22 protein-coding genes are annotated in these 20,195 nt (G+C 64.3%); 5 read left to right on the top strand and 17 right to left on the bottom strand.

Annotated features, from left to right (window positions below; all coding sequences use genetic code 11):
- Nucleotides 1–151 precede the first annotated feature (151 nt).
- The 8 genes from BSY238_RS14720 to BSY238_RS14685 form a co-directional block, all read right to left on the bottom strand.
- Nucleotides 152–883 carry a proteasome-type protease gene (locus BSY238_RS14720; RefSeq protein ID WP_069039805.1) on the bottom strand — a complete coding sequence of 244 codons (732 nt, stop codon included), beginning with the start codon at nt 881–883 and terminating at the stop codon, nt 152–154.
- A gap of 112 nt (nt 884–995) precedes the next feature.
- Complete coding sequence (locus BSY238_RS14715; protein WP_069039804.1) at nt 996–1,808, bottom strand: transglutaminase family protein; 813 nt, start codon at nt 1,806–1,808, stop codon at nt 996–998.
- A 181-nt stretch (nt 1,809–1,989) separates the two neighbouring features.
- Entirely contained in the window at nt 1,990–2,940 is a 951-nt protein-coding gene (locus BSY238_RS14710) for an alpha-E domain-containing protein (protein ID WP_069039803.1), read from the bottom strand.
- A 1-nt stretch (nt 2,941) separates the two neighbouring features.
- Nucleotides 2,942–4,363, bottom strand: coding sequence for a circularly permuted type 2 ATP-grasp protein (locus tag BSY238_RS14705; protein WP_069039802.1), 1,422 nt, complete (start codon nt 4,361–4,363; stop codon nt 2,942–2,944).
- A 222-nt stretch (nt 4,364–4,585) separates the two neighbouring features.
- Entirely contained in the window at nt 4,586–5,773 is a 1,188-nt protein-coding gene (gene bktB / locus BSY238_RS14700; RefSeq protein WP_069039801.1) for a beta-ketothiolase BktB, read from the bottom strand.
- Between the two features lie 43 nt (nt 5,774–5,816).
- Entirely contained in the window at nt 5,817–6,743 is a 927-nt protein-coding gene (locus BSY238_RS14695) for a CobD/CbiB family protein (protein WP_069039800.1), read from the bottom strand.
- Nucleotides 6,744–6,842: 99 nt separating this feature from the next.
- Nucleotides 6,843–7,457: a CoA pyrophosphatase gene (locus BSY238_RS14690; RefSeq protein ID WP_069039799.1), complete on the bottom strand. Its 615-nt coding sequence runs from the start codon at nt 7,455–7,457 to the stop codon at nt 6,843–6,845.
- Nucleotides 7,457–8,074, bottom strand: coding sequence for a retropepsin-like aspartic protease family protein (locus tag BSY238_RS14685; RefSeq protein WP_223300153.1), 618 nt, complete (start codon nt 8,072–8,074; stop codon nt 7,457–7,459). Before BSY238_RS14685 ends, BSY238_RS14690 begins: the two co-directional genes overlap by 1 nt.
- A gap of 28 nt (nt 8,075–8,102) precedes the next feature.
- Between BSY238_RS14685 and BSY238_RS14680 the strand changes: the two genes are divergently transcribed.
- Nucleotides 8,103–8,807, top strand: a complete 705-nt coding sequence (locus BSY238_RS14680; RefSeq protein ID WP_069039797.1) for a type 1 glutamine amidotransferase — start codon at nt 8,103–8,105, stop codon at nt 8,805–8,807.
- A gap of 33 nt (nt 8,808–8,840) precedes the next feature.
- Here BSY238_RS14680 and BSY238_RS14675 read toward each other — a convergent pair whose 3' ends face one another.
- From BSY238_RS14675 to BSY238_RS14655, 5 genes are read right to left on the bottom strand one after another with little or no spacing between them, the layout of a single operon-like run.
- Complete coding sequence (locus BSY238_RS14675; protein WP_069039796.1) at nt 8,841–9,326, bottom strand: YajQ family cyclic di-GMP-binding protein; 486 nt, start codon at nt 9,324–9,326, stop codon at nt 8,841–8,843.
- Nucleotides 9,327–9,350: 24 nt separating this feature from the next.
- Nucleotides 9,351–9,665, bottom strand: a complete 315-nt coding sequence (gene ppnP / locus BSY238_RS14670; RefSeq protein ID WP_069039795.1) for a pyrimidine/purine nucleoside phosphorylase — start codon at nt 9,663–9,665, stop codon at nt 9,351–9,353.
- Nucleotides 9,666–9,697: 32 nt separating this feature from the next.
- On the bottom strand, nt 9,698–10,936 hold the full coding sequence (locus BSY238_RS14665) for an argininosuccinate synthase (RefSeq protein WP_069039794.1): 1,239 nt from the start codon (nt 10,934–10,936) through the stop codon (nt 9,698–9,700).
- Between the two features lie 35 nt (nt 10,937–10,971).
- Nucleotides 10,972–11,895, bottom strand: coding sequence for an ornithine carbamoyltransferase (argF, locus tag BSY238_RS14660; protein ID WP_069039793.1), 924 nt, complete (start codon nt 11,893–11,895; stop codon nt 10,972–10,974).
- Between the two features lie 2 nt (nt 11,896–11,897).
- Nucleotides 11,898–13,085 (bottom strand): acetylornithine transaminase, encoded by a 1,188-nt coding sequence (locus tag BSY238_RS14655; protein WP_069039792.1) that lies wholly within the window; start codon nt 13,083–13,085, stop codon nt 11,898–11,900.
- 655 nt (nt 13,086–13,740) lie between these two features.
- Here BSY238_RS14655 and BSY238_RS14650 point away from each other — a divergent pair.
- Nucleotides 13,741–14,136, top strand: a complete 396-nt coding sequence (locus BSY238_RS14650; protein ID WP_069039791.1) for a DUF3579 domain-containing protein — start codon at nt 13,741–13,743, stop codon at nt 14,134–14,136.
- Nucleotides 14,137–14,329: 193 nt separating this feature from the next.
- Here the strand turns inward: BSY238_RS14650 and rpsT are convergent, their stop codons facing one another.
- Entirely contained in the window at nt 14,330–14,605 is a 276-nt protein-coding gene (gene rpsT, locus BSY238_RS14645) for a 30S ribosomal protein S20 (protein WP_069039790.1), read from the bottom strand.
- A 141-nt stretch (nt 14,606–14,746) separates the two neighbouring features.
- Between rpsT and murJ the strand changes: the two genes are divergently transcribed.
- Nucleotides 14,747–16,285 carry a murein biosynthesis integral membrane protein MurJ gene (gene murJ / locus BSY238_RS14640; RefSeq protein ID WP_069039789.1) on the top strand — a complete coding sequence of 513 codons (1,539 nt, stop codon included), beginning with the start codon at nt 14,747–14,749 and terminating at the stop codon, nt 16,283–16,285.
- Between the two features lie 13 nt (nt 16,286–16,298).
- Complete coding sequence (locus BSY238_RS14635; RefSeq protein ID WP_069039788.1) at nt 16,299–16,925, top strand: YbhB/YbcL family Raf kinase inhibitor-like protein; 627 nt, start codon at nt 16,299–16,301, stop codon at nt 16,923–16,925.
- A gap of 6 nt (nt 16,926–16,931) precedes the next feature.
- Here BSY238_RS14635 and aroC read toward each other — a convergent pair whose 3' ends face one another.
- Nucleotides 16,932–18,101 carry a chorismate synthase gene (gene aroC / locus BSY238_RS14630; RefSeq protein WP_069039787.1) on the bottom strand — a complete coding sequence of 390 codons (1,170 nt, stop codon included), beginning with the start codon at nt 18,099–18,101 and terminating at the stop codon, nt 16,932–16,934.
- 94 nt (nt 18,102–18,195) lie between these two features.
- Between aroC and BSY238_RS14625 the strand changes: the two genes are divergently transcribed.
- A complete protein-coding gene (locus tag BSY238_RS14625; protein ID WP_069039786.1) occupies nt 18,196–18,855 on the top strand; it encodes a hypothetical protein in 660 nt (219 codons plus the stop codon).
- A gap of 18 nt (nt 18,856–18,873) precedes the next feature.
- Here the strand turns inward: BSY238_RS14625 and BSY238_RS14620 are convergent, their stop codons facing one another.
- Nucleotides 18,874–19,653, bottom strand: coding sequence for an SDR family NAD(P)-dependent oxidoreductase (locus BSY238_RS14620; protein ID WP_069039785.1), 780 nt, complete (start codon nt 19,651–19,653; stop codon nt 18,874–18,876).
- Entirely contained in the window at nt 19,653–20,195 is a 543-nt protein-coding gene (locus BSY238_RS14615) for a DUF3833 domain-containing protein (RefSeq protein ID WP_223300358.1), read from the bottom strand. The genes BSY238_RS14620 and BSY238_RS14615 overlap by 1 nt, the downstream gene beginning before the upstream one ends.

The following is a 20,195-nucleotide window of genomic DNA, read 5'->3' as shown; positions in this document are numbered from 1 at the left end:
CTCCGGACGGGTTGGTGGCTGGAATCCGGATTAACGACGGCCTTGCGGGAACCTTTAGCTTTGCGGGCGGACCGGCAGAAACGCCAGAAAGGACAACGTAACCGCTCGGTGCAACACGTGGTTCAGCGCTGTGTGCCGGTCCCGGGCGACGTCAGCCGGGTATCCAGTCCGGCGAGGGCAGCGCGTGGAAGGCCTCGCGCAGGCTTTCGCCCCAGCGGCTGCGGATCATTTCAAAGTAGGCGTTGTCGGCGTCGATGCGCAGGCTGGAGCACACCTTGAGCCCGTCGCGGCGCAACACCAGCAGGTCGAGCGGCAGGCCGACCGACAGGTTGGACCGTATCGTTGAATCCATCGAGATGAGCGCGCACTTGGCCGCATCGTCGAGCAGGGTTTCCGGGCGGATGACGCGGTCGATGATGGGCTTGCCGTATTTCGCCTCGCCGATCTGGAAGTAAGGCGTGTCGCGTGTCGCCTCGATGAAATTGCCGGCCGAGTAGATCTGGAACAGCCGCGGCACCTCACCCAGTATCTGACCGCCGAGGATGAAGGACGCGTTGAATTCGATGCCGAATTCCTGCAGGGCATCGGCATCGCGCGCATAGACCTCGCGCAGGCAGTCGCCGACATGGCGAGCCGCTTCAAACAGGTTCGCCACGGTATGCAGGTTCGGGCCGTCAGTGGCCAGGCGCTCGCGCAACAGGCTCACCAGCGTCTGCGTGACCGCTAGATTGCCTGCGCTCATCAGCACGAGCACGCGTTCACCCGTCCGCTCGAACACATTCATCTTGCGGAAGGTATTGATGTGATCGACCCCCGCATTGGTGCGTGAATCGGACAGGCAGACCAGCCCGGCGTCGAGCAGCATGCCCACGCAGTAAGTCATGGCATAAGTTCCGGCAGGTGTGAGGGAGGAATGTTATCCGTCTCGGCGGACCTGTGCGCGACGCGGCCCGAAAAGCCACAGCCGGGGGAGCCCGGGCGGAAAGGCCGCCCGCTCAGTGGCGATGTACGGACACCCGCGTCACCGTCATCACGGCATGGTCGGCCGTGTCGCTCAGACGCACCGGGCAGGCATCGAGATGATCGCGACCGACCGCCAGCCGGCAGTAGCCCTGCCCGGCCAGCGACCGTTCCAGCACATCGACGCTGACCCAGCCGGCCTCACCACCGGCAGCCGGGCCGCTGGCCAGCCAGACGTCGACCCAGGTGTGCGGCGCAGCCCATTCTCCGGCTGCGTCCACCAGATAGCCGCTGACGAAACGTGCCGGCAGGCCGGCGGCTCGACAGCAGGCGATGAAGGCGTGCGCGATGTCGGCACCGCAGCCGCGCCCGGCTTCGAAGGCACTGGCTGCGCCAGCCGGCGGCACGCATTCGGGTTGGTGACGCACCGCGCCGCAGACGGCGCCGCTCAGATCGAGCAGTTCGCCCACGGTGTCGCGTCGCGCGCGAAGATGGGTGGCCGCCATCGCATGGGCCTGCTCGTCGCTCTCCGTCAGACGGCTGGTCGCCAGATAGGACAGCGGCGACAACGTGCCCGCATCACGCGGCATCCACGCCGCATCCTCGGTCATGCGAACCGTACCGCTGACCAGGATGGACAGCTCGCTGTGCGGGCGGTCCAGCGTCAACAGGTGGCCGACATTGCCGTGCGCATCGATCGAGCGGCGCGCGTTGCCCGGCACCTGAACCTTCCAGGCCAGTGCCCGCTGGGTCGAATCCTCGCGCGGCGTCAGCCGCAGCTGCTGGATGCTGTATTGCACCGGCCGCATGTAGCGCAGCGTGGTTTCGTGGCGGATGTCGAGCAGCATGGTTATCTCCTCTGATATCAGCAGTCAAGTCGTCGCCGGGCCGCCCCAAGACGACTTGCCCCCTCGGGGGGCGGGACGGACGCAGGCCGGCCCGGGGGGCAGACAAGTCGTCGCCGGGCCGCCCCAAGACGACTTGCCCCCCTCGGGGGGCGGGACGGACGCAGGCCGGCCCAGGGGGTAGTCAATTCGACGACATCGGCACCAGGAAGTCTTCGGACACCCGGTTGCCCAGATCAATGACACGTACGATGAACTGCGTGAGGTATTCGTGCAGACCGCGCGCGAACACGTCCTCGATGCGACCGAACTTCAGGCTGGCCTGCAGTTCGCCGGCACGTCTTTCGGTCTCGCTCGATCGGTAGTTGGACAGCGCATTCAGGTTTTCGAACACCTCGACCATGCTGGTGCGCAGCGAACGCGGCATCTGGTCGTTCAGGATTAGCAGTTCGGCGACCTTGACCGGCGTGATCAGGTCGCGATAGACCTTGCGATACACCTCAAAGGCGGACACCGAGCGCAGCAGCGCGCTCCACTGGTAGTAGTCGGCTGCGGTGTCCGGCGGCGCGGCGCCGTCGACCAGCATGTGGTACTTCACGTCGATGAAGCGCGCGGTCGCATCAGCCCGTTCAAGGAAGGTGCCGAGGCGGATGAAGTGAAATGCCTCGTCGCGCAGCATTGTGCCCAGCGTGACGCCGCGCGACAGGTGCGAGCGGAACTTGACCCATTCGAAGAATTCACCGATTTCGCTGCCGGCGAGTTTCCAGCGCGGGTAGTCGCGCATCTTGAGCCAGGTGTCGTTGGTGGTTTCCCACATTTCCGATGTGATGGTGCCGCGCACCGCGTGGGCGTTCTCGCGCGCCATGCGCAGGCAGCTCATGATCGACGACGAGTTCGTACCGTCGAACACCATGAATTCGAGCACCGATTCCATCGTGGCCGCACTGTGCTTGGCGCGGAAGGCGTCTTCCAGACCGGTGATCGACAGCGTCGCCCCCCAGCCGGCATCGATGCCGCCTTCGGCCTGCGGCACCATGGACATGCGGTAATTCACGTCCAGCATGCGGGCGACGTTTTCGGCGCGTTCGATGTAGCGCGCCATCCAGTAGAGGTGATCTGCGGTGCGGCTCAGCATGTCAGATTTCCAGTATCCAGGTGTCCTTGGTGCCGCCGCCCTGCGACGAATTCACCACCAGCGATCCTTCGCGCAGCGCCACGCGGGTCAGGCCGCCCGGGACCATGTTGATGTCCTTGCCAGACAGCACGAACGGACGCAGGTCGATGTGGCGCGGCGCGATGCCGGCGTCGACGAAGGTCGGGCAGGCAGACAGCGCAAGCGTCGGCTGGGCGATGTAGCGATCCGGCGTGTCGATGATGAGCTGCCGGAAGCGTTCGATTTCCTCCTTCGTGGCAAGCGGGCCGATCAGCATGCCGTAGCCGCCTGCGCCGTGCGTTTCCTTCACGACCAGCTCACCCAGATGGGACAGCACGTAAGCCAGATCGTCCGGCTTGCGGCACATGAAGGTCGGCACGTTGTTCAGCAAGGGTTCTTCGCCGAGGTAGAAGCGGATCATGTCCGGCACATAGGGGTAGATCGACTTGTCGTCGGCCACGCCGGTACCGATCGCATTGGCCAGCGTGACGTGACCGTCGCGGTAGACCTGCAGCAGCCCCGGCACACCAAGCATGGAATCGGGCCGGAAGGCGAGCGGGTCGAGGAAGTCATCGTCGATGCGGCGGTAGATCACGTCGACCCGCTGCGGACCCTGCGTAGTGCGCATGTACAGGTGCTCGTCGCGCACGAACAGGTCCTGCCCCTCGACCAGCTCGACACCCATCTGCTGCGCGAGGAAGGCGTGTTCGAAGTAGGCAGAGTTGTAGGCGCCCGGCGTCAGCACGACGACGGTCGGGTCGATGACCCCGGCCGGTGCGACGGCGCGCAGATTGGTCAGCAGCATGTCCGGGTAGTGTTCGACCGGTGCCACGCGGTAGCGCGAAAACAGCTCGGGGAACAGCCGCATCATCATGCGCCGGTCTTCCAGCATGTAGGACACGCCGGACGGCACGCGCAGATTGTCTTCCAGCACGTAGAACTCGCCGGCGCCGGCACGCACCACGTCGACCCCGGCGATATGGGCATAGATGCCGCCTGGCACATCGACGCCCTGCATTTCCGGGCGGTACTGGCTGTTCGACAGAATCTGTTCGGCAGGTACGTGACCGGCCTTGATGATTTCCTGGTCGTGATAGACGTCGTTCAGGAACATGTTCAACGCCTTGACCCGCTGGCGCAGGCCGGCCGCGAGCTGCTTCCATTCCTGCGCCGGAATGATGCGCGGCACGATATCGAACGGGATCAGGCGTTCCTTGCCGGACTCCTCGCCATAGACGGCGAAGGTGATGCCGACGCGGTGAAAGACGAGGTCGGCTTCGGCTCGCTTCTGGGCAATGCGCTCGGGGGGCGTCTCCGCAAGCCATTTCTTGTATCCGGCGTAGTGACTGCGCACCGTGCCGTCGGCACTGTTCATTTCGTCATAGATCGACGACGGATTTGCCATGATCGTGTTGTCTCGGTGGTGATGTGGCGCGTGTGCTGACTTCATCCGGAGCACAGCGAGAAATGTGCCATGCCGCAAAGCGGCGTCGATACCTGAAAACCCCTGCCACGGCTGGGTTTTTGCACCATAACGGTGCAACACCCGGATTCATCTGGTGCAGAGCCGCAAAACAAAACGCCCCGCTGGGGGCGGGGCGTTCCGGAGCGTTGAAGCGGCACGCGCTCAGATGCGTTCGATGATGCCGGCAATGCCCTGCCCGCCGCCGATGCACATCGTGATCAGGCCGTAGCGGCCACCCGTGCGCTGCAGTTCGTACAGGCACTTTACGGTCAGGACAGCGCCCGTCGCACCGACCGGATGACCGAGGCCCACTGCACCGCCATTGACGTTTACCTTGGCCGGGTCGAGACCGAGTTCGCGCGTCACGCACATCGCCTGCACCGCAAACGCCTCGTTCGATTCGATCACGTCGAGATCGGACGCCTTCAGGCCGGCACGCGCGAGCGCGAGCTTGACGGCCGGAATCGGACCCGTGCCCATGATGCTGGGCGCGACGCCGGCGACCGCATAGGACACCAGGCGGGCCAGCGGCTTGGCACCGGCGCGTGCGGCGGCACCGGCTTCCATCATGACGATGGCGGCCGCGCCGTCGTTGATGCCCGAGGCATTGCCAGCCGTCACCGAGCCGTCCTTCTTGAATACCGGGCGCAGCTTGGCCATGCCTTCGACGGTGGCGTCACGGCGGAAATGTTCGTCGGTGTCGATGACCGTCGTGCCCTTCTTGGTCTGCACTTCAAGCGGCGCAATCTGCGATTTGAAGTGGCCGGCATCGGTTGCGGCCGCCGCGCGGCGGTGCGATTCGACCGCGAAGGCGTCCTGCTCCTCACGACCGAAACCGAACTGGCTGGCGATGTTCTCGGCCGTGATGCCCATATGCGTCGTTTCGAACGGATCGGTCAGTGCACCGACCATCATGTCGATCATCTTGGTGTCGTTCATGCGGGCGCCCCAGCGGGCAGCCGGCATCAGGTAGCCGCCGCGGCTCATGGTTTCGACGCCGCCGCCGACCGCACATTCGGCGTCGCCGAGCTGGATCGCATTGGCGGCCGACACGATGGCCTGGAAGCCGGACCCGCACAGGCGGTTCACGCCCATTGCGCAGGACTCCTGGGCCATGCCGGCATTGAGTGCGACGACGCGCGACACGTACATGTCGCGTGCTTCGGTGTGGATCACGTTGCCGAACACCAGATGCTGCGCTTCCTTGGCATCGACACCGGCGCGCGCGAAGGCGGCCTTGACGACATGCGCGCCCAGATCACACGCCGTGAAATCCTTCAGCGAACCGCCGTAGGCACCGATCGGCGTACGCGCTGCACCCACGATCACCACTTCTCTCTTGTCAGCCATCGCCACAACCTCCCTTGAAATCAGTTTCCGAACACGTTTCGAATCAGTTTCCGATATAGCCGGCCAGCGTCAGCAAGCCAAGCAGGATCAGACAAAACACCAGTGTGCGCCAGACCAGACCAATCGCGCTTTGCATCAGATCAACATCGGCGTCGTTGCCCATGCCGAGTTCAGGCCGGTCGGCCACCTCGCCGAGCTCGAACAGCGGCGCGCCGAGCTTGACGCCCAGTGCGCCGGCGCCACTGGCCAGCAGGATGCCGGCCGCCTGTTCAGGCCACTTTGCCGCCTGCGTACGCCAGCAATGCACCGCATCCTCGAAATCGCCGACGATGGCGAAGGTGGCGGCGGTCATGCGCACGGGTACCCAGTCCAGCCATTCGTACATGCGACGCGCAAAGCGGCCGAATGCACCGAATTCGATGTTTTCCCGCCGCGCCCATGACCACGACAGGCGTTCGGTCAGGCGATACAGCAGCGGGCCGGTCGGGCCGGGCAGCAGGGCAAACAGCGCTAGTGGCGCCAACACGTGCCGATGCGCCGCGAGGATGCCCTGCTCGATGGACAGACGGGCGATTTCCTCGGTCTTCAGCCGGTCGGTATTGCGTTGCAGCCAGTCCGACAGCTCGCGCCGCGCAGTGTCCGGGTCGTCGGCGCGCAGTGCGTCGGCAATCGCCTCGAAATGGTGGCTGAACTGGCGGAAACCCATGGTGGCGTAGAGCACGAGCACATTGAGCGCCCAGCCGAGCAAGGGGTTGATCCATACCAGTACGAGGTACAGGCACCAGACCGCGAACACCGGCAGGCCGACTGCCAGCACCCACGCGATCACGCCATGCCGGGCTTCACCGGCATTGAGCCGCTGCTCGAACCAGAAGGCGTAGCGGGCAAGCGGCCCCGCCACTACGCGTTCGTAGGACAGCGGTTTGAATTGCTCGATCAGGAGTGCGACGAAGAGGGACAGCCAGGTCATGAAGAAGCGTCAGTTGCCGTGCCAGCCTGCGGACGATAGCACACCGCGGAATCCGGCGCCGGGCGGGCGTCAGCGGCCAAAAGTCAACACAGCCCGTTGTCACCGCCGCAGCGGCTGATCGACGAGCAGGTGCTCGGCGAAACTGACGATCATGCCGGCCGTCGCGCCCCAGATGTCGTAGCCCTGCCAGGGCATGGCCCAGTATTCACGCATCACGCCCGCGTGCTCGATGCGGCCGCGCTTGCGGTTGGACGGATCGAGCAGGAAGGACAGCGGGGTTTCGAAGGCCTCGGCGACCTCGAACGGGTCGAGCCGCAACGCGAGCGGCGTGCGCAGCAGGCCGACCACCGGTGTCACGCGGAATCCGCTCGCCGTGATGAAGTAGTCGGGCAGACGGCCGAGCAGTTCGACCTGTTCGGCCGCCAGACCGATTTCTTCCTGTGCTTCGCGCAGCGCGGTGGCTTCGGGCGACACATCACCCGGGTCGACCCGGCCACCCGGAAACGCAATCTGGCCCGGGTGGTCGTAGAGATGGGCGCTGCGCCGGGTCAGCAGCAATGTCGGTTCGGCACCGCCGATGACCACCGGCACCAGCACGGCAGCGGGTGTGAAACCGGCGAAGCGCTCGTCGATCGGGCGCGGCTGCAGTGCGCCCAGGCGACTGCGCAAGCCATGCGGATCGAAACCGGCGGACAGAAGCAGGGGCGTGTCCATCAGAAACGCTGCCTGAGCGTCATGATCTGGCCCGTGCGCTGCATGTCCATGCGGTTCAGAAAGCTCATGCCCAGCAGCACGTGCGGCATGTCGGTTTCCATCACCGCAGCATCGACATTGCTCAGCGTCACGCCACCCAGTTTCACGCTGACGAGCTTGACCCGCCAGGCGCGCACCACGCCATTGGCGGTCTGCACGGCCATGGCCGGAGCGGACGCGGTGCGGATGTTGGCGCGCAACGCGTCGCTGCGCCCGAGCGCGATGACCGTGGCGCCGGTATCGAGCAGGAAGCGAACCGGCGTGCCGTTGATGGCGCCATCGGACAGGAAGTGCCCCTGCGAATCGGCATTCAGGTGGATGGCAGCCGCACCGGCATCGCTGCTGCGCGACGAGGCGACGTTTTCGCCGATGCGCAGCTGCACGCGCCGGCCTTCGACTTCAACCCACGCACTGTCGCGGTCTACCGACAACAACCGGATGCCTTCCGGCGACCGGGCGCCGACGGCGAGCGTGCGCGGCGCGCCGCCATCGATCACCAGCACCGCCTTGCCGCCGAACACGCCGGCCAGCGAGAGGTCCGCCGCGTGGGCAGAACCGCCCGCCAGCGACAGAAGCATCGCTAGAATGTACGCAGGAGGTCTATTGATGAAGCCCATTGCAGTTTTCCGTCACAGCCTGACCGAGGGGCCAGGTTATATTGCAACATACATGAAAGGCATAGGTCGCGACATCAAGGTGGTCGCCATCGACCGCGGAGATGTCGTTCCGCATGATCCGACCGCATTTGCCGGCCTGTGTTTCATGGGCGGCCCGATGAGTGTTAACGACCCGCTGCCCTGGATACCTGAGGTGCTGGCGCTGATCCGCCGTGCGATGGACGCCGACATCCCGGTCATCGGTCACTGTCTGGGCGGGCAGCTGATGTCGAAGGCGCTCGGTGGCGCGGTGGACGCCAATCCGGTCAAGGAGATCGGCTGGCGCCATGTGACGCTGAACGGCGCGGCTGCGCGCGAGTGGTTCGGCGAGCGGGAAGGTTTCCTGTCCTTTCACTGGCACGGTGAAACCTTTTCGCTGCCGGACGGTGCCACCCATCTGCTGGCGTCGGACGCCTGCCCCAATCAGGCGTGGGCGATCGGCAAGCATCTGGCGATGCAGTGCCACATCGAAATGACCGAAGCGATGATCCGCGAGTGGTGTGTCGGCGGGCAGAAGGAAATTCGAGCAGCCTCGGCTCAGCCGACGGTGCAATCGGCCGAAGGCATGCAGCAGGACATCGAGGCGCGCGTGGCGGCGCTGCACGCGGTGGCGGAAACCGCCTACGCGAAGTGGAGTGAAGGCCTGAAAGACTGAGCCGCGCCGCCGGCTGACACGGCAGCGCGCGGCTCAGTCGCGGAAATTGCCGAACTGCAGCGGGATATCGGTCACCTGCTTTCGCAGCAGCGCGATCGCGTCCTGCAGCACGTCGCGCTTGGCGCCGGTCACGCGCACCTCTTCGCCCTGGATGCTGCCCTGCACCTTGAGCTTGCTGTCCTTGAGGATGCGCACGATCTTCTTGGCCGATTCGCTCTCGATGCCCACCTTGAGCTTCAACTCCTGCTTCGACTTGTTGCCGCTGATCTTCTGCGCGTCGCCACGTTCGATCGAGCGTACGTCGATGTTGCGCTTGGCGAACTTGGTGAGCAGCACGTCGTACACCTGGTCGAGCTTGAAGTCGTCGTCGGCGAACAGGGTCAGCAGCTTGTCACCCTGCTCGACGCGCGCATCCGACCCCTTGAAGTCGAAGCGGTTGGCAATTTCCTTGTTCGCCTGATCGACCGCATTGCGCAGCTCGACCATGTCGATTTCGGAACTGATGTCGAAGGAAGGCATGCGTCGGTTCCCGGAAGTGTCCGCTCAGCCGAAGTGGCAGACGTAGTGATAGGGCTCGCCGGCAACCTCGATGTCGAACGACGAGTTGCCGGGCACATCATAGGACTCGCCCGCGCCATACGTCTTCCACTCCGTCTCACCCTTCAGGCGCACCCGGCAGCTGCCCGCCACGCCTTCCATGATTTCCGGCGCGCCGGTGTTGAAGGTGAGCGTGGCCGGCAGGATGACGCCGACCGACTTCTTCGTGCCGTCGGCGAACTGGATGCTGTGGCTGACGCACTTGCCGTCGAAATAAACATTGGCCTTCTTGACGACATTGACGTTGTCGAACTGGGACATGCTTGCGTTCCTGTAAATGGATGTCTGGAGACTTACTTGCCGCGCTTGATGGCCGCATTGGCGGCAATGCGCATGCGCAGTGCGTTCAGCTTGATGAAACCGGCCGCGTCCTTCTGGTCGTAGGCACCGGCGTCGTCCTCGAAGGTGGCGATGGTCGGATCGAACAGCGAATCGGTCTTCGAATCGCGCGCCACGACGATCACATTGCCCTTGTACAGCTTCAGCCGCACCCAGCCATTGACCGATTGCTGAGTGTGGTCGATCAGCGCCTGCAGCGCGCGGCGTTCCGGACTCCACCAGTAGCCGGTGTAGATGATGCTGGCGTAGCGCGGCATCAGGTCGTCCTTCAGGTGGGCGACCTCGCGATCCAGCGTGATCGACTCGATGGCGCGGTGGGCGCGCAGCAGGATGGTGCCGCCGGGCGTTTCGTAGCAGCCGCGCGACTTCATGCCGACGTAGCGGTTCTCGACCAGGTCGAGACGGCCGATGCCGTGCTTGCCGCCTATCTGGTTCAACGTGGCCAGCAGTTCGTGCGCCTGCATGCGCGTGCCGTTGATGCTGACCAGGTCGCCGCGCTCGAATTCGAGGTCGAGGTATTCGGCGGCGTCCGGTGCCGCTTCGGGCGACACCGTCCAGCGCCACATCGACTCTTCGGCCTCGGCCGACGGATCTTCGAGGTGACGACCTTCGTAGCTGATGTGCAGCAGGTTGGCGTCCATCGAATACGGCGAGCCACCCTGCTTGTGCTTCATTTCAATCGGTATGCCGTGCGTTTCGGCGTAGGCGAGCAGCTTTTCGCGCGACAGCAGATCCCATTCGCGCCACGGCGCGATCACCTTCACATTCGGCATCAAGGCGTAGGCGCCCAACTCGAAACGCACCTGGTCATTGCCCTTGCCGGTCGCGCCATGCGAAATGGCCGTGGCGTCGGTTTCGCGCGCGATGTCGATCAGGCGCTTGGCGATCAGCGGACGCGCGATCGAGGTGCCGAGCAGGTATTCGCCTTCGTAGATCGTATTGGCGCGGAACATCGGAAACACGAAATCGCGCACGAACTCTTCGCGCAGGTCGTCGATGTAGATGTTCTCCGGCTTGATGCCCAGCTTGATCGCCTTGGCACGCGCCGGTTCGAGCTCCTCACCCTGGCCGAGATCGGCGGTGAAGGTCACGATTTCGCACTGGTACACATCCTGCAGCCACTTCAGGATGACCGAGGTGTCGAGGCCGCCCGAATAGGCCAGAACCACTTTCTTGATGTCGCCGCTACTCATTGTCTTCGTCTTTCGCTTTCAGTTGATTCGTTGGTTCAGCTGCCGGACACGCGGCCCAGCAGCAGGAATTCCATCAGGGCCTTCTGCGCATGCAGGCGGTTTTCGGCTTCGTCCCACACCACAGAATGCGGGCCGTCGATCACGTCGGCACTGACCTCTTCGCCGCGATGTGCCGGCAGGCAGTGCATGAACAGCGAATCCGGCTTCGCGGCCTTCATCATGTCGGCGTCGACCTGCCAGTCGGCGAACGCCGCGGCACGCGCCTCGTTTTCCGCTTCCCAGCCCATCGAGGTCCATACGTCGGTGGTGACCAGATCAGCGCCGCGCGCGGCGTCCATCGGGTCGGCAAAGCATTCGTGGTGATCGGTACCCACGCCGGCGCGTTCCGGTTCCACCTCGTAGCCCGGCGGCGTCGAAATATTGAGCTTGAAGTCGAACAGCTCGGCCGCCTGCATCCAGGTGTGGCACATGTTGTTCGAGTCACCGATCCACGCCACCGTGCGGCCGGATATCTCGCCGCGGTGCTCTATCCAGGTGTAGATGTCGGCCAGCACCTGGCACGGGTGGTATTCGTTGGTCAGACCGTTGATGACCGGCACCCGCGAATTGGCCGCGAAACGCTCGATGATGGTCTGTTCGAAGGTGCGGATCATGACCACGTCGCACATGCGCGAAATGACCTGCGCGGCATCCTCGACCGGTTCGCCGCGTCCGAGCTGCGAATCTCGCGTGTTTAGGTAGATGGCACTGCCACCCATCTGATGCATGCCGGCTTCGAACGACAACCGCGTGCGCGTGCTCTGCTTCTCGAAAATCATCACCAGCGTGCGGTCCTGCAGCGGCCAGTACTGTTCGTAGCGTTTGAACTTGTCCTTGATCCAGCGCGTGCGCGCGAACACGTAATCCAGTTCTTCGCGCGACAGGTCGGTGAGCTGCAGAAAGTGTCTGGGTCGAGTCATCGTCAGGCGGCGAGCTGGGCGCCCGCGAGAAAGTTACGGATGAGGGGTGCCAGGCGCTGCACCAGTTCCTGGCTGTCGGCATCGGAATAGATCAGCGGGGGCACCAGACGGATGGTGCTTTCCGACGTGACGTTGATCAGCACGCCCGCTTCGAGCGCCTGCGCGACGAGCGCACCGCACGGCCGGTCGAGTTCGACACCGATCATCATGCCGACGCCGCGAATGTCCTTCACGCCGGCGGTGTCGGCCAGTGCCGAGCGGAAGGCGGCGCGGATGGCGTCGCCCTGACGCACGGCGTTATCCATGAGGCCATCGCGCTCGATCACGTGCAGCGTGGTCAGTGCCGCGGCGCAGGCCAGCGGGTTGCCACCGAAAGTCGAGCCGTGCGTTCCAGGCTTGAAAACGCCGGCTGCCGGACCACGCGCCAGGCAGGCGCCGATCGGCACGCCGGAACCCAGGCCCTTGGCCAGCGTCATCACGTCCGGTTCGATGCCGGCATGCTGAAAGGCAAACCAGCTGCCGGTACGGCCGACGCCGCTCTGCACTTCGTCGACCATCATCAGCCATTGATGCTGGGTGCACAGTTCGCGCAGCTCGCGCACGTAGGCCAGATCGGCGGGATGGATGCCGCCTTCGCCCTGGACCGGCTCGAACAGCACGGCCACCACATTGCGGTTGTGTTCGGCGATCGCCTTCACGGCGGCGATGTCGCTGAAAGGCACGCGGTAGAAACCCGGCGTCAGCGGTTCGAAGCCGGCCTGAACCTTGCGGTTGCCGGTAGCCGACAACGTCGCGAGCGTGCGGCCGTGAAAGGCGTGCTCCATGACGATGATGCCCGGCAATTCGACGCCGCGCTGATGACCGTACAGCCGTGCCAGCTTGATGGCCGCCTCGTTCGCTTCGCAACCGGAATTGCAGAAGAACACCTCGTCCATGCCCGACAGCGCGGCCAGACGGTCCGACAGGTGTTCCTGCGCGGTCACCCGGTAGAGGTTCGAGCAATGGATCATTTCGGCGGCCTGGCGGGAAATCGCCTGCACCAGATCGGGGTGGCCGTGGCCCAGCGTGTTGACCGCCACGCCCGCCATCGCGTCCAGATATTCGCGCCCGGCGTCGTCATACAGGCGGGCGCCCTTGCCGTGCGTGAAGGCGACCGGTTGCCGGCCGTAGGTATTCATCAGATGCGTCATCGAAAGCTCCGCGACCGCGTGGCGAGTGTGCCGTCAGGCGCACTACGGAAAACGAAAAAAGCACGGCGGCTCGCGCCGCCGTGCTTGATCAAGCCGAGATTTTAGTGCAAAGCCGTCACGCTGTGTAGCGGCAGACCTTCATGTTGCGGCGCACATCGTCACTGCAGCGCAGCAACCAACGCCGGTGACACATCGCTTCACGGCCTATCTGAAGCCAGCTTCAGCGACGCTAGCACCTTGATCCGGAACAGATCATCAGCATGTGCGACGCGCCGACTTCAGTCTGGCACAAAGCGTGCTAGCACCGAGCAACCCATGTAGATCTGTTTCAGCTTGCGTTCGGCATCGTCCGCCGACGTACCTGGAATGCTCAGGTTCTCCATCAACACGCCGCTGCGTGTGCGAATGCTGAATCCGAACCGTGCTACCGGAGATCGCACCGTCGAAGGCTTCGTTGCCTTGTGAGCGCGCATGGGTGAATTAAGCATAAATCGCAATCTCGTCATGGAGATAGCGCGAGTATAGAAACTAGTTGGTAACTTTACAATTCGTTCCGATTGTTTTTAAAGGATTTCTTGTTTGACTCACGTCGCCTGCAAACGCAGGCGTCTGTGGCTCGGGTCAAGAATTCCATTGCACAGGTCGTAAATACGATATGAGCGCCTTACCGCATATTGACGCCACAGCTTTATCGATTGCCGATACACCGGCGAATGAAGTCTTGTCGACACGCAATGCTGATGACGCACTGCGCGACGGGAATCGTGCGCCGCGCAGCTTCACCATCATCGGCGCTACCGCCAACGGCAGGCCGTTCCGCCCCAGCGACTGGTGCGACCGCCTGTGTGGCGTGATGTCCTCATTCGGCAGCCAGCGCAAGATGCGCTATTCACCGTTTGTGCGGCCGGGTTGCTGGATCACGGGAGAAAAGTGTGTCTTCGTCGACGCGCGGCTGTACGACCTCGAACCGTTGGCCTACAACTTCCTGATGCACTTTGCGCGTGACAACGGCTTGCGCGTCGACTATCAGGTCAGCGACACGCTACCCTGAGATGCAAAGCAGCAATCGATATGCGCCGTCCGGATTGCGGACGGCAAGGAAGGAATTGCAGCAGAACGAATGAATTCCGGATGACTGATCCGGACGACGCACCCGATTGATTCGGGCTGTCGTTCGCGCAAGGGCTGCCGGATAAAATGAAAAAGCCGACCCGAAGGTCGGCTTTTTCATTTCGTATCGAGGCTCAGGCGGCTGCGGCGGCCATCGACTTGATCGCGCCAGACAGGCGGCTCTTGTGGCGAGCGGCCTTGTTCTTGTGAATGATGTTCTTGTCGGCGATGCTGTCGATCGTCGTCTGTGCCTTCAGGAATATCGCCTGCGCGGCCTGCTTGTCGCCGGCGAGAATCGCCTTGCGGACATTCTTGATCGCCGTGCGCAGTTCGGAGCGCTGGCTCGTGTTGTGATCGCGACGAACGTTTGCCTGACGGGCGCGCTTGCGTGCTTGTGCTGAATTGGCCATGTTGCGAATTCGTGTTCGGGAAAACACGCGAATATACATAAGCTCACAGTGCGGCGCAAGCCCCCGATCGAGCGCCCGGCAGGCACGTTCGCGCTGCGCGCTCTGGTAAGGTGCGCGCTGACCCAGCATCGCCTTCTTTCGATGAATCTGCTCCGCGCACTCGCGACCGTCAGCAGCATGACTCTGCTGTCGCGCATCCTCGGCTTCGTACGCGACTTCTTCATCGCACGTGCTTTCGGTGCGGGCGCTGCGACCGACGCCTTCTTCGTCGCCTTCCGCCTGCCCAATCTGTTGCGCCGCATGTTCGCCGAAGGTGCGTTTTCGCAGGCCTTCGTGCCCATTCTCGGCGAGTACCGCAACCGGCGCGGCACCGACGATACGCGGGCGCTGATCGATCGGGTGGCGACCCTGCTGGCGCTCATCGTCACCGGCGTGACGCTGCTCGGCATCCTCGGCGCGCCCTGGCTGATCTACATCTCCGCCCCGGGCTTCGCGGCCGACACCGAAAAGTTCGACCTGACGGTCATGCTGACCCGCATCACTTTCCCCTACATCCTGTTCATGTCGCTGGTGGCGATGGCCGGCGGCGTGCTGAACACCTTCAGCCGATTCGCGATACCGGCTTTCACGCCCGTGCTGCTGAACCTGAGCTTCATCGGCATGAGCCTGTTCGCGGCGCCCTTCTTCGATCCGCCGGTGCTGGCGCTGGCCTGGGCGGTATTCATCGGTGGCGTATTGCAGCTGGCGCTGCAGGTGCCGGCACTGATGCGCATCGGCATGCTGCCGCGCATCAGGCTCGATCTGCAGGACCCCGGCGTGCGGCGTGTCTTCAAGTTGATGCTGCCGGCCATCCTCGGCGTGTCGGTGTCGCAGATTTCATTGCTGATCAACACCATCTTCGCGTCCTTCCTGGAAAGCGGATCGGTGTCGTGGCTGTATTACGCCGATCGCCTGATGGAATTTCCGGCCGGTCTGCTTGGCGTGGCGCTGGGTACCATCCTGCTGCCCTCGCTGTCGCGCAGTCACGCGGACGGAAACACCGGCGAGTTTTCCGGCCTGCTCGACTGGGGCCTGCGCCTGACCCTGATGCTCACGCTGCCTGCTGCACTGGCGCTCGCCCTTCTCGCCACGCCGCTGGTGGCGACGCTGTTTCACCACGGCCAGTTCACGGCGCACGATGTGCTGCAGACGCGCAACGCACTGGTCGCCTACAGCGTCGGCCTGACCGGACTGATTCTTGTGAAGGTGCTCGCGCCCGGCTTTTATTCCCGCCAGGACATCCGCACGCCGGTGAAAATCGCGCTCGGCGTGCTGGTGTTGACGCAACTGATGAACCTCGCCTTCATCAAACCGCTGGCGCACGCCGGGCTGGCTTTGTCGATCGGTCTCGCATCACTGGTCAACGCCGCGCTGCTGTATCGCGGCTTGCGGCGCATCGGCGCCTACCTGCCGGCACCCGGATGGACCGCTTTCTGGCTGAAAATCCTGATCGCGCTGGCCGTCATGGGCGGCGTGTTGTACTTCAGCGCCGATCTCGCCGGCGACTGGCTGCGCGCAGGTACGATGACGCGCATCCTGAACCTGATCTGGATCGTTCTGGCGGGCGCAGGCAGCTATTTCGCCACGCTGTTTGCATTGGGTTTCCGGCTGCGCGATTTTTCGCGTCGAGCAACATCCTGACTGGAGGGCATGCATGAAACTGACGAGCAACAACTTCGAGGACAACGGCCGCATCCCGGGCGAGAACGCCTTCTGCATTCCGGCCGTCACCGGCCATGTCTGCCTGGGCGCGAACCGCAATCCGCACCTTGCCTGGTCCGGCCTGCCGACCGGCACCCGCTCGCTGGTGCTGATCTGCAACGATCCGGACGTCCCGACCCGGCCAGACGATGTCAATCAGGAAGGTCGCACCGTGCCTGCAAGCCTGCCGCGGACCGATTTTTCGCACTGGGTGCTCGTCGATCTCGCCCCGTCCGGTGAAATCGCCGAGGGTGAGTTCTCGTCCGACGTGACGCCGTGCGGCAAACCGGGTCCGACCGGTCCGCGCGGCACGCGCCAGGGCATCAATGACTACACGGCCTGGTTTGCCGGCGACGAGCAGATGAAGGGCGACTACTACGGCTACGACGGTCCCTGCCCGCCGTGGAATGACGAAATCCTGCATCACTACGTGTTCACGCTGTACGCGCTGGACGTCGAGCGGTTGCCGGTCGACGGACGTTTCACCGCCGCCGATGCACTCAAGGCAATGTCTGGCCATGTGCTCGGTGAAGCGAAACTGACCGGCGTGTACGCGCTGAACCCGGCGGTCGCCGGCTGACGCGCCTCAGGCCTCGTCCGGCTCCGGATCATCGACCGCCGCGTCGCGCTGCGCGCGGATGCCGGCGATCACGTCAGCCGGCGCCGCAGCGGCGATGCGCGGCGTCGCACATTCGACGTCGCCGCACTGCGCGCGGTGGCGCAGCGCATGGTCGATCAGCACCAGCGCCAGCATGGCTTCGGCCACCGGGGTGGCGCGGATGCCGACACACGGGTCGTGCCGGCCGTGTGTATTTACGATGACCGGGTTGCCCGCCTTGTCGATCGAATGGCGGTCGAGCCGGATGCTCGACGTCGGCTTGATGGCGATCGATACGCGCACGTCCTGCCCGGTCGAAATGCCGCCGAGCACACCGCCGGCGTTGTTCGACAGATAACCCTGCGGCGACATTTCGTCCGAATGCTCGGTGCCGCGCTGCTCGACGCTCGCAAAACCGGCGCCGATCTCGACACCCTTGACCGCATTGATGCCCATCATCGCGTGTGCAATGTCTGCATCCAGCCTGTCGTACACCGGCTCGCCCCAGCCGACCGGCACACCGGATGCCATGACCTCGATGCGCGCGCCGCAGGAATCGCCGGACTTGCGCAGCGTGTCCATGAAGGCCTCGAGTTCGGGCACGATGGCTGCATCGGGCGCGAAGAAGGGGTTGTCCGAGATGGCCGCACGTTCACGGTAGGTGATGCGCAGCGGACCGAGCTGACTCATCCAGCCATGGATGTCGATGCCGTAACGCTCCTTCAGCCACTTGCGCGCGATCGCGCCGGCCGCCACGCGCACTGCGGTTTCGCGCGCCGACGAACGGCCACCGCCGCGGTGGTCGCGGATGCCGTACTTCTGCCAGTAAGCGTAGTCGGCATGACCCGGGCGGAAGGTTTCGGCAATGTTGCCGTAGTCCTTCGAACGCTGGTCCTGGTTGCGGATCAGCAATGCGATAGGCGCGCCGGTTGTCATACCCTCGAACACGCCGGACAGGATTTCCACTTCATCCGGTTCGCGCCGCTGCGTCACGTGGCGCGATGTACCGGGCTTGCGCCGATCAAGTTCGTGCTGGATGTCGGCAGCGGTCAGCGCCAGCCCCGGCGGGCAGCCATCGACCACGCAGCCGATGGCCGGGCCGTGCGATTCACCAAAGGATGTGACACAGAACAGCGTGCCCAAAGTGTTGCCGGACATGGGAAAACCCGCGATTTTTCAAGGCCCGGAGTTTACCATGCGCCCCGGTCGCGCCTTTCCGGCGCACGCCATCCGTGATTGAACCCACCTCGTCATGACGCAACGCTTCGCCCTCATCATCGTGCTCACCATCGTCGGCGGCCTGTGGCTCGACGGGCAGGCTTTCGTCTGGGCGCAGCCGGTGGTGTCCATCTGGACCTGGATGCTGTTCGGGCTGCTGTGCTGGCGCGCCGACGCCGACCATCGCCGGCTGTGGCTGGTGTGCCTCGCATGGGCGACCTTCGGAGAAATCGTGCTTTCGCTGGTATGGGGGCTGTACGAATACCGGCTCGGCAATCTGCCGCTGTTCGTGCCGCCCGGCCACGTGCTGCTGTTCGCGCTCGGCATGTGGCTCACCGAGCGGTTGCCCGCGTCACTACCGGACGCCGTTCCGGCGCTCGGTGCCGGTCTGGTCCTGTCCTTCGCGTGGCTTGAAGCGGACACCATCAGCCTGCTGCTGTTCGCCTTCTTCCTGCTGTGCATCCGCTACGGTCCGTCACCCCGGCTGTACGGCACCATGTTCGCACTTGCACTGCTGATGGAACTGTATGGCACTGCGATGGGCAACTGGACCTGGGCGCTGCTTGTTCCTGGGCTGCCGTTCACTGCCGCCAACCCGCCGATTGCCGCCGGTGCGTTCTACTGCGTGCTGGACTGGCTGTCGGGGCTTTCGATGCGTCGGGACGACAACAGCGCAACGGTTGAAGCGCGCTGAGTTCAGGCACTGCCGAGCTCAAAGCCCGGTCATCCGCCGTACCGCGGCGAAATACAACCGGTAGGGCAGCAGTCGCAGCAGCAGCAGCCAGCGCGTGAAGCGACGCGGAAAGTGGATGTGGAAGTCACCGCGGGCGAGGCCGTTCAGGATGTGACCGGCCGCCTCGTCGGCGGTAATGAGCGCCGGCATCTTGAAGTCGTTCTGTGCGGTCAGCGGCGTTTCGACGAAGCCGGGGCACACCAGATGCACGCCCAGTCCGCGCGGCCGAACGTCCATGAAGAGCGTTTCGGCGAAATTGATCAGCGCCGCCTTGGTCGCGCCGTAGATGATGGCCTTCGGCAGGCCGCGATATCCCGCCACGCTGGACAGGATGACGAGCGCACCCGACTGCGCGGCCAGCATGCCCGGCAGCACCGCGGCACAGCCCTTCATGACGGCGGCGACATTGGTGTTGAGCGTGGCGTCGATGTCCGCCGGATCCAGCTCCCAGGCACGCACCGCCTGATAACGTGCGGCGACGAACAGCACGACATCGATGCCACCCCAGCGCGCGGTGAGCGTGGCAGCCGCATCGGCCAATGCGTCAGGTTCGGCCACATCGAGCGGCAGCGCGGCCGCCTGCGCAGACACCGAACACAACGCCGCCAGCTTGTCAGCACTGCGCGCCGACAGCGCCACCCGCGCGCCCTGGGCCATCAAGCGGCGCGCCAGCGCTTCACCGATGCCGGACGATGCGCCTATGAGCCAGACGCGTTTGCCCGACCAGTCGGCCAGCGGCGGATTCAGCGGCGCGAACATCAGGGTGCGCCGCGGGTGAACGACAGCGTCACCTCGCCGAGGTGGATGCCGAACTTGCTCATCGCCGAGCGGTTCAGCATCACCTTGTCGTCGATCATGTACATCCAGTCGTCAAAGTCGACGTTGTAGACGCTGCCATCTACCGGCAGCGCCAGCACGTAACGCCAGCGCAGCGCACTGCCGCTCGCTTCGCCGGTCGCCTCGCCGACCACGTCGTCGGCGCGGCCGGTGTAGCGGCCGTTGCCCAGATCCTTGATGGTCCAAACGCGACGGCTGGTCGTGCCATCACTCCAGGAAAAGTGTTCGTCCAGCGTGCCGGTATCGCCTTCCCAGCGTGCGTCGATGCGCACCGTGAAGCGCTTGACCACCTCGCCGCCGCGGTCCTGGAACATGCCCCAGCCATTGACCGTGCCGTTGAAGTAGGTACGCAGGTCCATGGCCGGCGTCTGCCCGGCATAGCGATCGACCGCCACGCCGCCACACCCGGCCACCAGCAGCGCGGCGCACAACGCACCGATGAAGCTCCTCATCCGCCACAGCAT

This window comes from Methyloversatilis sp. RAC08, from assembly GCF_001713355.1.
Lineage (GTDB): Bacteria > Pseudomonadota > Gammaproteobacteria > Burkholderiales > Rhodocyclaceae > Methyloversatilis.
This window is presented reverse-complemented; position numbering and strand designations above follow the sequence as displayed.